12 protein-coding genes are annotated in these 12,957 nt (G+C 66.0%); 8 read left to right on the top strand and 4 right to left on the bottom strand.

Annotated features, from left to right (window positions below; all coding sequences use genetic code 11):
- Positions 1-30 precede the first annotated feature (30 nt).
- Positions 31-1,083, top strand: coding sequence for a dihydroorotase (gene pyrC, locus H7A12_11645; GenBank protein ID MCP5321463.1), 1,053 nt, complete (start codon positions 31-33; stop codon positions 1,081-1,083).
- A gap of 59 nt (positions 1,084-1,142) precedes the next feature.
- Entirely contained in the window at positions 1,143-1,769 is a 627-nt protein-coding gene (rnt, locus tag H7A12_11640) for a ribonuclease T (protein MCP5321462.1), read from the top strand.
- 34 nt (positions 1,770-1,803) lie between these two features.
- On the opposite strand, the gene grxD is transcribed toward rnt, so the two are convergent.
- Positions 1,804-2,133, bottom strand: coding sequence for a Grx4 family monothiol glutaredoxin (gene grxD / locus H7A12_11635; protein MCP5321461.1), 330 nt, complete (start codon positions 2,131-2,133; stop codon positions 1,804-1,806).
- Positions 2,134-2,417: 284 nt separating this feature from the next.
- Here grxD and H7A12_11630 point away from each other — a divergent pair, with 284 nt between their 5' ends.
- Positions 2,418-3,593, top strand: a complete 1,176-nt coding sequence (locus H7A12_11630) for an aspartate aminotransferase family protein (GenBank protein MCP5321460.1) — start codon at positions 2,418-2,420, stop codon at positions 3,591-3,593.
- Between the two features lie 29 nt (positions 3,594-3,622).
- The gene (argF, locus tag H7A12_11625) at positions 3,623-4,528 is read left to right on the top strand and encodes an ornithine carbamoyltransferase (GenBank protein MCP5321459.1); all 906 of its coding nucleotides are present in this window, start codon (positions 3,623-3,625) and stop codon (positions 4,526-4,528) included.
- Between the two features lie 118 nt (positions 4,529-4,646).
- Here argF and lon read toward each other — a convergent pair whose 3' ends face one another.
- Positions 4,647-7,028 (bottom strand): endopeptidase La, encoded by a 2,382-nt coding sequence (gene lon, locus H7A12_11620; GenBank protein ID MCP5321458.1) that lies wholly within the window; start codon positions 7,026-7,028, stop codon positions 4,647-4,649.
- 104 nt (positions 7,029-7,132) lie between these two features.
- On the opposite strand from lon, the gene H7A12_11615 reads away from it, so the two are divergent.
- On the top strand, positions 7,133-8,029 hold the full coding sequence (locus H7A12_11615) for a TIGR01777 family protein (GenBank protein MCP5321457.1): 897 nt from the start codon (positions 7,133-7,135) through the stop codon (positions 8,027-8,029).
- A gap of 51 nt (positions 8,030-8,080) precedes the next feature.
- On the opposite strand, the gene H7A12_11610 is transcribed toward H7A12_11615, so the two are convergent.
- Positions 8,081-8,965 carry a histone deacetylase family protein gene (locus tag H7A12_11610; GenBank protein ID MCP5321456.1) on the bottom strand — a complete coding sequence of 295 codons (885 nt, stop codon included), beginning with the start codon at positions 8,963-8,965 and terminating at the stop codon, positions 8,081-8,083.
- Between the two features lie 124 nt (positions 8,966-9,089).
- On the opposite strand from H7A12_11610, the gene H7A12_11605 reads away from it, so the two are divergent.
- From H7A12_11605 to H7A12_11595, 3 genes are all read left to right on the top strand, one after another.
- Complete coding sequence (locus H7A12_11605) at positions 9,090-9,725, top strand: protein-L-isoaspartate(D-aspartate) O-methyltransferase (protein ID MCP5321455.1); 636 nt, start codon at positions 9,090-9,092, stop codon at positions 9,723-9,725.
- Between the two features lie 46 nt (positions 9,726-9,771).
- A complete protein-coding gene (locus H7A12_11600; GenBank protein ID MCP5321454.1) occupies positions 9,772-10,017 on the top strand; it encodes a hypothetical protein in 246 nt (81 codons plus the stop codon).
- Positions 10,018-10,136: 119 nt separating this feature from the next.
- Positions 10,137-11,681, top strand: a complete 1,545-nt coding sequence (locus tag H7A12_11595) for an aldehyde dehydrogenase family protein (GenBank protein ID MCP5321453.1) — start codon at positions 10,137-10,139, stop codon at positions 11,679-11,681.
- 166 nt (positions 11,682-11,847) lie between these two features.
- Here the strand turns inward: H7A12_11595 and H7A12_11590 are convergent, their stop codons facing one another.
- Positions 11,848-12,861 carry a tyrosine-protein phosphatase gene (locus tag H7A12_11590; GenBank protein MCP5321452.1) on the bottom strand — a complete coding sequence of 338 codons (1,014 nt, stop codon included), beginning with the start codon at positions 12,859-12,861 and terminating at the stop codon, positions 11,848-11,850.
- Positions 12,862-12,957 lie beyond the last annotated feature (96 nt).

The following is a 12,957-nucleotide window of genomic DNA, read 5'->3' as shown; positions in this document are numbered from 1 at the left end:
CGCGCACTCCCTTCGTGCGGTCCGGCAACGATGAACGAGCTCGAGATTCTCCAGCCAGACGACTGGCACCTGCACCTGCGCGACGGCGCGGCGCTCGCCCTGACCGTGAACGCGACGGCGCGTGTGTTTCGCCGCGCGATCGTGATGCCGAACCTGAAGTCACCGGTCACGACCACGGCAGCGGCGCTGGCGTACCGCGAGCGCATCGTGGCCGCACTCGAACCCGGGCAGCGGGGCTTCGAGCCGCTGATGACGCTGTACCTGACCGACAACACCCCGGCGGCGGAAATCCAGCGCGCCCGCGAATCCGGCATGGTGCACGCGGTAAAGCTGTACCCGGCGGGTGCGACGACCAACAGCGATGCCGGCGTGACCGATCTCGCACGCTGTGGCGCCGCGCTCGCCGCGCTGCAGCAGACCGGTATGCCGCTGCTGGTACACGGCGAAGTCACGTCTTCCGAAGTCGACGTCTTCGACCGCGAGCGGGTGTTCATCGAGCGCGTGCTGGCGCCACTGCTGGCGGAGTATCCACGCCTGCGCGTCGTGCTCGAGCACATCACGACGGCCGAAGCAGTGGCCTTCGTCGAGTCGGGGCCGGACACGCTCGCGGCGACGATCACGGCGCACCACCTGCTGTACAACCGCAATCACCTGCTCGCCGGCGCGGTGCGTCCCCACTTCTTCTGCCTGCCGGTGCTGAAGCGCGACACGCACCAGCGCGCGCTGATCCGGGCTGCCACCAGCGGTTCGCCCCGCTTCTTCCTCGGCACCGACTCGGCGCCGCACGCGCGCCACACCAAGGAATGCGCCAGCGGCTGTGCCGGTATCTTCAGCGCACACGCCGCACTCGAGAGCTACGCCAGCGTGTTCGAGGCGGCCGGCGCACTCGATCGACTCGAGGCGTTCGCGAGCCAGCACGGACCCGATTTCTATGGGCTGGAGCGTAACCGGACCCGCGTGCGCCTCGCACGCGAACCGTGGGCCATACCGCAAGCGCTGCCATTCGGCGACGACACGCTGGTGCCGATGTGCGCCGGTGAAACCATCACATGGCGTGTATGGCGCCTGGAGGGTGGACAATGAACGGTCAGCACCGCGACTGGCTACTGGAAGCAGAGGAACCGCCGCACCGGGACTCGATGATGGCACGCCGCTTCCGCGGCTACCTGCCGGTGGTGCTCGACGTGGAAACCGGGGGCTTCGATGCGCGCAACGACGCGTTGCTGGAAGCCGCGATCACGCTGCTGGACATGACCGCGGCGGGCGAACTGGTCTGTGCACGCACGATCAGTCACGCAGTGCACCCGTTCGACGGTGCCAACATCGAACAGGCGTCACTCGATTTCACCGGCATCGACCCCTACGACCCCGCACGCGGCGCCCTGGACGAAGGCGAGGTGCTGCGCCAGCTGTTTGCCGAGATCCGCCTGGCGATGCGCGCTGCAGGCTGCAAGCGCGCGATCTTGGTCGGGCACAACGCCTTCTTCGATCACGGTTTCGTGTTCACGGCCGCCAACCGCCAGGGCATCAAGCGCAATCCGTTCCACCCGTTCAGCACCTTCGACACCGTGACGCTGGCCGGCATGGCCTACGGCCAGACCGTGCTGGCGAAGGCCTGCGCGATGGCGGGTATCGAGTTCAGCACGCGCAAGGCGCATCGTGCCGGCTACGACTGCGAAAAGACGGCCGAACTGTTCTGCACCATCGTGAACGACTGGCAGCGTGCGATGGGATGGCCGCCTGCGGGTGCTGGCGGCGAGGACGACTGAGCGCGACGCGTCGCCGCGCTCCCCTTGGCTTCGATCAGGCGCTCTTCGCGACCGCCTGCTTCACCAGCGGCAGCAGTTCGCCCTTCTCGTGCATCTCCGCAATGATGTCCGAACCGCCGATCAACTCACCGTCGACCCACAGTTGCGGGAACGTCGGCCAGTTTGCATACGCGGGCAGATTGGCGCGGATCGCCGGGTTCGACAGGATGTCGACGTAGGCGAAGCGCTCGCCACAGGCCATCAGCACCTGCGATGCGCGCGCCGAAAAACCGCACTGTGGCTGGTCGGGAGAACCTTTCATGTACAGGATCACGGGGTTGCTCGCGATCTGCTGCTTGATCGTCTCGATGATGTCCTCGGACATGGGTGCCATTCACCTCGGAAAGGAACGTGAAACGCGGACCAGTCTACATGAGTCGCCGGCAATAACCCAGCAAAGCGATCGGCCTTTCGCCAACCAACCAAAAGGGGACACTTCTGACTGGTTCGGAGGGGACATTACTAACTGGCGCCTACAGGAAAAGGCTCGGCCTTGCACGACGCACCTTCGATCGTTACCATCGGCCCCTTTTCCGGGGGCAGCACGCGCTGCCTCTTTGCTTTTTGGCATCCCTTGAACGGGAGGTGCTCATGGACCCGAAATCGATCATGCCCACTTACAAGCGGCTCGATGTCGAGTTCACGCACGGCGAAGGCGTGTGGCTCTACGACACCGGCGCCCGCCGCTATCTGGACGCGCTCGCCGGCATCGCGGTTTGCGGCCTGGGGCACGCACACCCGGCCGTGACGCGCGCCATCCAGGCACAGGCCGCGCAACTGCTGCATACCTCGAACGTCTACGGCATCACCCGCCAACGCGAGCTGGCCGAACGGCTCGCCGCGCTGAGCGGAATGGACAATGTGTTCTTCGGCAACTCCGGCGCCGAGGCCAACGAATGCGCGATCAAGATCGCGCGCATGTACGGTCACGGTCGCGGGGTCGACAGGCCGTCGATCGTGGTGATGGAAAACTCGTTCCACGGCCGCACGCTGGCCACGCTGTCGGCGACCGGCAGCCGCAAGGTGCAGGCCGGTTTCGAGCCGCTGGTCAGCGGATTCGTGCGTGCACGCTACGGCGACCTCGACGAACTGCAGAACATCGCGCGCAACAACACCAGCATCGTCGCGGTGCTGCTCGAGCCGATCCAGGGCGAGTCGGGCGTGCGCGTCGCGCCAGCGGGTTACCTCGAGGGCGTGCGCGAGCTGTGTGACCGCAACGGCTGGCTGATGATGCTCGACGAGGTGCAGACTGGCAACGGACGCACCGGTCGCCTGTTTGCATTCCAGCACACGCCCGTGGTGCCCGACGTGCTGACCACCGCAAAAGGGCTCGGCAACGGGGTACCCATAGGCGCCTGCCTTGCGCACGGCGCTGCCGCCGGCGTATTCCACGCCGGCAACCACGGCTCCACCTTCGGCGGCAACCCGCTCGCGTGTGCGGCGGCACTCAGCGTGCTCGCTACGATCGTTGCCGATGATCTGTGCGCCAACGCCGAGCGCATGGGCGCACGCCTGATGGATGGTCTGCGCACGCGGCTCGCGGGACTGCAGGGCGTCGTCGAGGTACGCGGTCGCGGGCTGATGGTGGGGATCGAGCTGCGTGAACCCTGCACCGAGCTGATGTCGGCGGCACTGGCGCGCGGGCTGCTGATCAACGTCACCGCCGACAGCGTGATCCGCCTGCTGCCGCCGCTGATCATCGGCGCTGCGGAAATCGACCAGATCGTCGCTACACTGGGTGAACTGATCGAGGCGCGCGAGCACGCCTGCGCCAACCCGGGCTAGCAACTCACCTCCTCCCGGAGACATCCGTCATGCCGGCACGACACTTCCTGACGCTCCTCGACCTGAGTCCTGCGGAACTCGAGTCCGTGATCCGGCGTGCCAGTGCGATGAAGGCCGATCCGCGCGGTGCCGGCACCGGCACCATCGGCAATGGCCGTGTGATGGGCATGATCTTCGAGAAATCCTCGACCCGCACCCGCGTTTCCTTCGAGTCCGGCATGGCACAGATGGGAGGACACGCGCTGTTCCTGTCGCCACGCGACACCCAGCTCGGGCGTGGCGAGCCGCTCGAGGACACCGCGCGCGTGCTGTCGTCGATGGTCGACATCGTGATGATCCGCACCTTCGCGCACACCATCGTCGAGCGCTTTGCCGCCTGTTCGCGCGTACCGGTGATCAACGGGCTGACCGATGACTTCCACCCCTGCCAGCTGCTGGCCGACGTGCAGACCTTCGTCGAACACCGGGGCAGCATCCGTGGCCGGCAGGTGGCGTGGATCGGCGACGGCAACAACATGTGCCAGTCGTATATCAATGCCGCACGGCAGTTCGACTTCGAGTTGCGCATCGCCTGCCCGGAAGGATACGAGCCGCGCGAGGATCTGCTGCGTGCCAACGCCGATCGCGTCAGCGTGGTGCGCGACCCGCTCGATGCCGCGCGTGGTGCGCACCTGCTCGCCACCGACGTATGGGCCTCGATGGGACAGGAAGCAGAGCAGGAGCGACGCGCTCGCGCATTCGCTGGCTATCGGCTCGAGCGGCGGCTGCTGGACGTGGCGGCACCGGATGCGATCTACCTGCACTGCCTGCCGGCACACCGCGGCGAGGAAATCAGCGCCGAACTGATGGACGCCTCCGATACGGTGATCTGGGACGAGGCCGAGAACCGCCTGCACGCACAGAAGGCACTGGTCGAATTCCTGTTGAACGCGTGACCGCAGGTCGGGTTTCAACCCGGCGGGCGTCCGCGAGGATCGGCACCAAACCGTCGGCATGAATGCCGACCTACGGGACTGCATGAATGCCGACCTACGGGACTGCATGAATGCCGACCTACGGGGGCGCGAACACCACGCGGAACACGTCGTCGTAGCGCTTCGCGAAGTGCACCTCCAGGCCCTCGCGCAGGTAAGCCGGCAGCTCCGTGAAATCCTTGCGATTCGCCTCCGGCAGCACCAGCTCGCCGATGCCGACGCGCCGGGCCGCGATCACCTTCTCGCGAATGCCGCCAACCGCCAGCACCTGCCCGGTCAGCGTGAGTTCCCCGGTCATCGCCAGCGCGCGGGTCGGGGCCTTGCCACGTGCCAGCGAGATCAACGCCGTCGCCATCGTGACGCCGGCACTCGGTCCGTCCTTCGGCGTCGCACCCTCGGGCACGTGCAGGTGCACGAAGGATTCGTCGAAGAACTGCGGATCCGCGCCGTATCGAACCAGGTGCGACATCGCGTAGCTGTAGGCGATTTCGGCTGACTCACGCATCACCTCACCGAGCTTGCCGGTGAGTTTGAAGCCTCGCGTCAGCGTATGCACCCGCGTCGCCTCTACCGGCAGCGTCGCACCACCGAGCGCGGTCCACGCCAGTCCGGTGACCACACCGACCCCGCGCAAGGGTTTCTCCTTTGTGAACACCGGCGCACCGAGCATCTGTTCGACCTCGGCACGCCCGATGCGCAGTCGTGCCGCAGGGTCGTCGAGCAGCTTCACCACGCTCTTGCGCACCAGCGCGGCCAGGCGCTTCTCGAGGTTGCGCACGCCCGCCTCGCGCGCGTAGCCATCGATCACGTGGCGCAGCGCTGCATCCGCAATACGCAGCCGCACCGGCTTCACGCCGGCACGCTCGAGCTGGCGCGGCCAGAGGTGGTTCTTCGCGATCACGAGTTTCTCTTCGGCGATGTAGCCGGCGAGCCGGATCACCTCCATGCGATCGCGCAACGGCGCCGGGATCGTATCGAGCTGGTTCGCGGTGCACACGAACAGCACCTTCGACAGATCGACACGCAGATCGAGGTAGTGGTCGAGGAAATCGGCGTTCTGCTCCGGGTCCAGCGCCTCGAGCAGCGCCGACGCCGGATCACCGTGATAGGAGCCGCCGATCTTGTCGATCTCGTCGAGCATGATCACGGGGTTGGCAACCTTGACCTGCTTCAGCGCCTGCACGAACTTGCCCGGCATCGCACCGATGTAGGTCCGGCGGTGGCCCTTGATCTCGGCCTCATCGCGCATGCCGCCGACGCTGAAGCGATAGAACTCGCGCCCCAGCGCGTTGGCGATCGAACGCCCGATCGATGTCTTGCCGACACCGGGCGGACCGACCAGCAGGATGATCGAACCACTGATCCCGCCACGGTGCGCACCGACCGCGATGAATTCCAGGATACGATCCTTCACATCCGCCAGGCCGTCGTGGTCGCGCTCGAGCACTGCCCGCGCGTGCGCCAGATCGAGCTTGTCCTTCGAGTGCACTCCCCACGGTACCGAGGTCGCCCAGTCGAGGTAATTGCGCGTCACGCCGTACTCGGGCGAACCGGTCTCGAGGATGGCCAGCTTGTCGAGCTCGTCGCGAATGCGCTCCAGCGCGTACTCCGGCACCTGCAGCCCGGCAAGCCGTGCCTCGAACTTCTCGACATCGGCGCTGCGGTCATCCTTGGACAGCCCCAGCTCCTGCTTGATCACCTTCAACTGTTCGCGCAGGAAGAACTCGCGCTGGCGCTCGTTCACGGTCTGGTTGACCTGGCTGCTGATGCGGTCCTGCAGGCGTGCGACCTCGATTTCCTTCTTCAGCAGCGGCAGCACCTTGTGCATGCGTGCCAGCACCGGCAGCGTCTCGAGTATGTCCTGCAGCTCGCGCCCTTCCGCACTGGTCAGCGTCACCGAGAAATCGGTGAGTGGCGAAGGATCTTCCGGACTGAAACGCAGCAGATAATGCTTCAGCTCCTCGTGGTAGAGCGGGTTCAGCGGCACCAGCTCCTTGATCGCGCCGGCCAGCGCCATCGCATACGCGCGCGTCTCGTCGTTGCGCTCGAGCTCGTCCTTCGGATACTCGACCTGCACCACATAAGGCGGCGTGCGGTTGATCCAGCGCCGGATGCGCGCCCGGCCCAGACCCTGCGCAAGGAACTGCAGTCGCTTGCCGTCCCCGGAGGCGCTCAGCAGCCGCACCGCACAGCCGATCAGTGGAATGTCGTCCGCCTTGACCGTGGTGGTGTCGTCGGTATCGACGAAGAACAGGCCCATGATCTTGTGATCGGCTTGCGCGACGCGCTGAACCGTATCACCCCACGCGGCGGCATCGGCCATCATCGGCTGGATCTGGGCCGGCATGAATGGCCGTGTCGTCACCGGCATCAGGTAGAGAATCTCGGGCAGTGCGAGGTCCGGCAGCGCAAGCTCGGTGCCTGATCCGCGTCCCGTATCGCTGCCGTGCTGTTCGCTCATGGGGCTTTCTCCTGGATTCACCCGATATATGAGGCTTGGCGTAGACTAAATCAACCACTGCGAGCGCAGCGCGCTCGCGGGCTCACCAACCGCGGAGGTGCGCCATGGGACGTTACGTGATCACCGGCGGCAGCGGATTCATCGGGCAGGCACTGTGCAGGCGCCTCGCCACGACGGGTGCGACGATCGAGGTGTTGAGTCGCGATCCTGCACGCGCCGCACGCGTGCTGCCGAGCGGCACACATATCGTGAGCCGGCTCGAGGATCTGCGGCACGAAGTGCCGATCGACGCGGTCGTGAACCTGGCTGGCGAACCGATCGCAGACCGGCGCTGGACGGCGACGCGCAAGCAGCGGCTGCGTGACAGCCGGATCGCGGTGACCGATGCACTCGTCGACTGGATGCGCGAGCTCGACCCACGCCCCGGCACCCTGCTCAGCGCATCCGCCGTGGGCTTCTACGGCGACCAGGGTGACGTTGCCGTGACCGAAGGCAGCCCCCCGCACGAGGAATTCACGCACGAACTCTGCGCCGACTGGGAACAAAGCGCCTCGCGTGCGCGCGCGCTCGGCATACGGGTGACGATCGCGCGCATCGGCCTGGTGATCGGCCCCGACGGAGGCTTCCTGCAGCGTCTGCTGCCGGCGTTTCGCTTCGGACTGGGTGGTCCGATCGGCAGCGGCCGGCAATGGATGAGCTGGATTCACCGCGACGATCTGCTGTCGCTGTTCGAATGGTTGCTGACACACCGGAACGTGGTCGGCGTGTTCAATGCCACCGCGCCGAATCCGGTGACCAGCGCGCAGTTTGCACACACGCTGGGGCGCGTGCTGCATCGCCCCGCGCTGCTGCCACTGCCGGAATTTGTGCTGCGCACGGCATTCGGCGAGATGTCGCGTCTGCTGCTGACCGGCCAGCGCGTGCTGCCGGCACGCGCGCTCGATGCCGGCTTCACGTTCCGTTTCCCGGACCTCGAGTCCGCGCTCCGCGACGCCCTGTAGGTCGGCATTCATGCCGACGATGCCGGCTCACCGGTCTGGCTGAAGCCCGACCTACGCCGGATCGCTCTCGCGCAACACCTGCACATGCACATCGACGCTGCGCGCCAGCGCGTCGACGTCGTAACCGCCTTCCAGCACCGACACGATGCGCCCGTTTGCGTGACGGCACGCGACATCGGCAACCAGCTCCGTCACCCAGCGAAAATCGGTTTCGTGCAGCTCCAGTCCGCCGAGCGGATCACGCGCGTGCGCGTCGAATCCGGCCGATACGAACAGCAGTTGCGGCGCATGGGCATCGAGTCGCTTCAGCCACTGCGCCTCGACACGACGGCGGAATTCGGCGCTGGCACAGCCCTCGTCGAGTGGCGTGTTGACGATATTCGGACGATCGACGTCGAACATCCGATACGGATAGAACGGATGCTGGAAGCTCGAGCAGACCAGCACGCGCGGGTCTTCCATGAAGATGTCGACCGTGCCGTTGCCGTGGTGCACGTCGAAATCGACCACCGCAACACGCTCGAGCCCGGCAGCCAGCGCCTCGTGCACGCCGACTGCCACGTTGTTGTGGAAGCAGAACCCCATCACACGCGCATGCTCGGCATGATGTCCGGGCGGGCGCACCGCACAGAAGGCGTTCGTGAGGCTGCCGCTCATGACCGCGCGCACCGCCGCAGTGGCGGCACCGGCAGCGCGCGCTGCGGCATCCAGCGTGAATTCGTTCAGCGCGGTATCGGGATCCGCCCACGCCAGGCCTTGTTGCGGCAGCAGGCGCTCGAGCATGGCCAGGTAGTGTTCCGGATGCGCGCGCAGGAGCGCTTCGCGCTCGACGACGGGTGCCTCGTGCTGCACGAGTTCCGAGAACAGCCCCGAAGCACGCAGGAAATCGAAGATCGAAGCCAGTCGCTGCGGTGACTCCGGATGCGACTCGCCCATCTGATGGCGCGCGCACAGTTCGTGGGTGAAAAGACCGGTGGCCACGGCTGATCTCGCTGTTCATGTTCATGCCGGAGCATACTACGGCGACGGCATGAGGGGAGGTTGTGGCGTGCGCGAAGAAATGATCCAGGTGATCGAGGATCATATGCGAGACACCTGCACGGAGGTTGGTCGCCACGCCCTGTCACCACGCGTCATCGACGCCCTGCGCAGGGTGCCGCGCGAACGCTTCGTGCCGCCCGGACTGGCGCGGCGGGCGTACGGTGATTCACCGCTGCCGATCGGTCACGGACAGACGATCTCGCAGCCTTTCATCGTGGCGCTGATGACGGAACTGCTGGACACCCGCCCCGACGATCGCGTGCTCGAGATCGGCAGCGGCTCGGGCTACCAGGCCGCAATCCTCGCGGAGCTCGTGCGCGAGGTCTACGGCATCGAGATCGTGGCGGAACTGGCGCAGCGGGCCGCGCAGGTGCTGCGCGAACTCGACTACCGCAACGTCACGCTGAAGTGCGGCGACGGCTGGCACGGCTGGCCCGAACACGCGCCTTTCGACGGCATCATGGTCACGGCGGCAGGAGCCGGCGTTCCCGACCCGCTGCTGCGCCAGTTGCGTACCGGCGGCAAGCTGGTGCTGCCCGTGGAAGACAGCGCAGGATGGCAGAGCCTCGACGTGATCGAACGCACCGGTGAAGACACGTTCCATACACACCACACGATTGCGGTTCGCTTCGTGCCATTGACCGGAAGGCACTGAGGCACCGCCGACGTATACTGCAGACAGCCGACGGAGAACACACCGCATGCTTGCTGCAGCCGCATTGACGGGCGACACCGACCCGATGCACTCGCCACGACGCAACCCGCATCCCGCTGCTGCGGACACATCGCACGCGTTCGCACAGCAGATTGCGGCGTTCTATCCCTATTCCTCGCCGCCACCACCGCGCACCGATGACGCACTGCGCACCGGCGGCACACGCGGCCCCGAACCGGTGGCGCGTCATTCCGGACTCCCGCAACGCCGTCACGGCCGCGGTGCGGGTTAACGTACCGTAACGCGACGTCAACCGGGACGCCATCCACCACCGCATATCGTCGCGCGGATTCACGCGCCACACCGCTGTCGTGGCAACAGATTGCGCTCCATCCAGCAGGGGAAATGTCGATGTCGATCTATGCACCGGTAGTGAAGGAAGGCGAATCGCGACGCGTACTCGCGCTGCGCAGCCCCATCGATCTGGCACCGATCGGTGAACTCGTGTGCGCGAACCGCGACGACGTGCACGCAGCCGTTGCACGCGCACACGCGGCCCAGTCCACCTGGGCCGCGAAGAGCTTCGACGAGCGCGCCGCATACATGCAGCGCGCGCTGCACGTGCTGCTGGCACGCCAGGACGAGATCATCGACACCGTGGTACGCGAGACCGGCAAGGCGCGCCTCGATGCCATGAGCATGGAGATCTTCGCGGCTGCCGACTCGCTGTGCTATTACGCAAAGAACGCCGGAAAGTTCCTGAAGCCGCAGAGAAAGCGCGTACACGGGCTGCTCGGCATCGCGAAGCAGTTGCGCATCGTCTACCGCCCGCTCGGTGTGATCGGCGTGATCACGCCGTGGAACGCCCCGTTCGTGCTCGCGATGAACCCCAGCGTGCAGGCGCTGATGGCGGGCAACGCGGTGGTGCTGAAGGGCTCCGAGGTAACACCGTATTCCACGCGACTGGTCGAGGACATCTTCCGCGAGGCGGGACTGCCGGACGGGTTGCTGCAGGTGCTGATGGGCGACGGCGAGACCGGCGCACACCTCGTCGACTCTGCGATCGACAAGATCGCGTTTACCGGCAGCGTGCGTACCGGGCGACTGATCGCCGAAGCCTGTGGGCGACGCCTGGTGCCCTGCACGCTGGAACTCGGTGGCAAGGACGCGATGATCGTGTGCGAGGACGCGGACCTCGACCGTGCGGCGGCCGGTGCGATCGTCGGCTCATGCATGAACACCGGCCATTACTGCTGTGGCACCGAGCGCATCTACGTCGTCGAGCCGGTCTACGATGCGTTTCTGGCCAAGGTCGTCGAAGGTACGCGCAAGCTTCGCCAGGGGTCCTCGCTTGGCTTCGAGGAAGACGTGGGCGCGGTGTTCTGGGATCGCCAGATGGCGATCATCGAGGAACATGTGGCCGATGCACGTGCGAAGGGTGCAACGGTCCACGTCGGCGGCCGACGCAACCCGGACCTGCCCGGACTGTACTACGAGCCGACCGTGATCAGCGGTGTCGACTCGGGAATGCAGATCATGCGCGAAGAGACCTTCGGCCCTATCCTGTGCGTACAGAAGGTGCGCGATGTCGAGGAGGCGCTGCGCCTCGCGAACGACTCACCCTACGGGCTGAACGGCAACGTGTGGACGCGCGACAAGCAGAAGGGCTTTGCGATCGCCACGCGCATGGATACCGGCTCGGTGTCGGTCAACGACATGGCGATGTCCTACGGGGTGCCGGCAGCACCGTTCGGCGGGCGCAAGGAAAGCGGTATAGGACAGGTCAACGGCGAGGTCGGCCTGCGCGGCTACTGCCACGCGATGCCGGTCGTGATCGACCGCTTTGGCGGCAAGGAACTGCCGAGCGCCTATCCGTACACGCTGAAGAAGGCCGAAGGCATGCGCAAGCTGATGAGCTTCCTCTGGACCACGCCGCTCGGTCGCTGGCTGTCCTGACGACAGAGCGCTTTCCGTCGGGTTGAAACCCGACCTACGACCGCAGGTCGGCATGCATGCCGACAGGGCACGCACCATACCCGTCGGGTTGAAACCCGACCTACGAACGCAGGTCGGCATGCATGCCGACAGGGCACACACCTTTCCCGTCGGGTTGAAACCCGACCTACACGGTAAGGCGTTCGCGCAGTTCGCGGCGTGCTTCGGCACCCACACCGAGTGCCTGTTCGAGGAAATGCTCGAGCGTACCGTAATCCTCGCGGATCGCCGCAAGCGCGGCTTCGATGTATTCCCTCCGCGCCTGCATCATCGGCATCATCATGTCGACGTCGAGCACGCGCCCGGAATGACCCGAGTATTTGCGCTGCACGCGCGCGAGTTCCCGCTCTATCGGAAAGTAGCGCCCGGACAACAGGTAGTCGGCGACGATCGCCTGTTCGGGAACCCCCAGCGCGGCCAGGATCATTGCGGCGCCAAAGCCCGTACGGTCCTTGCCGGCCGCGCAGTTGATCATGAACGCACCTTCCGCCAACGCGAGCAGCTCCTCGAACATGCGCCGGAACTGCAGGGTGTGATGACGCACGAACTCGCGATTCGCATCCTCCATGAACGCAGCCATTTCGGCGGGATCCACACCGCCCTCGGCAAGACGCTCGAAGAACGACGTCGAACTGCCCGGATCGATCGTGACGCTGACGACGCGCGTAGTGACGGGCAGCCGTGGCGGCTCGAGGTGATGTTCGTCCAGGCGGCGGAAATCGCAGCACACACGAATGTCGAGTCCATCGAGATACGCGACGTCGCGCTCGCTGAGCGCGTCCGTATGCCCCGAACGGAACAGCCGCCCCCAGCCAACCCGACGCCCGCTCTCGGTACGATAGCCCCCGAGGTCACGAAAGTTCGTACCGGCATCGAGCGGCAGGGCGCGTTCGGCGGCAGTGACCGCCTCGCCACGTGTCGGGCGCAGGTGAAAGTAGCGCCGCCGGCGCCCGGGCCCGCCCGCGACACGCACCCCGGAGTGCGCGGCACGCACCACGGGTTCACTGCCGGCAGCAAGTTCCGGCGCAGTTCCCATGCTCACGTCGACATCGTGGTTGCTGAACTCGTCGGTCCAGGTGAGCAGATAATCACCCTCGGGCGTGCGTGCAACGTGTACGGGAAATGCGTCGTCGATCGACATGTAGTCTCCGCCAGGTATCCTCACCACGAGTCCGCAGGCTGCAAGCCTGCACGGCACGAGTATAACTGCATTGACGCCAGGCCAGCGGAACGGAAA

The organism is Pseudomonadales bacterium, from assembly GCA_024234165.1.
Taxonomy (GTDB): Bacteria; Pseudomonadota; Gammaproteobacteria; order Pseudomonadales; family UBA5518; genus UBA5518.
This window is presented reverse-complemented; position numbering and strand designations above follow the sequence as displayed.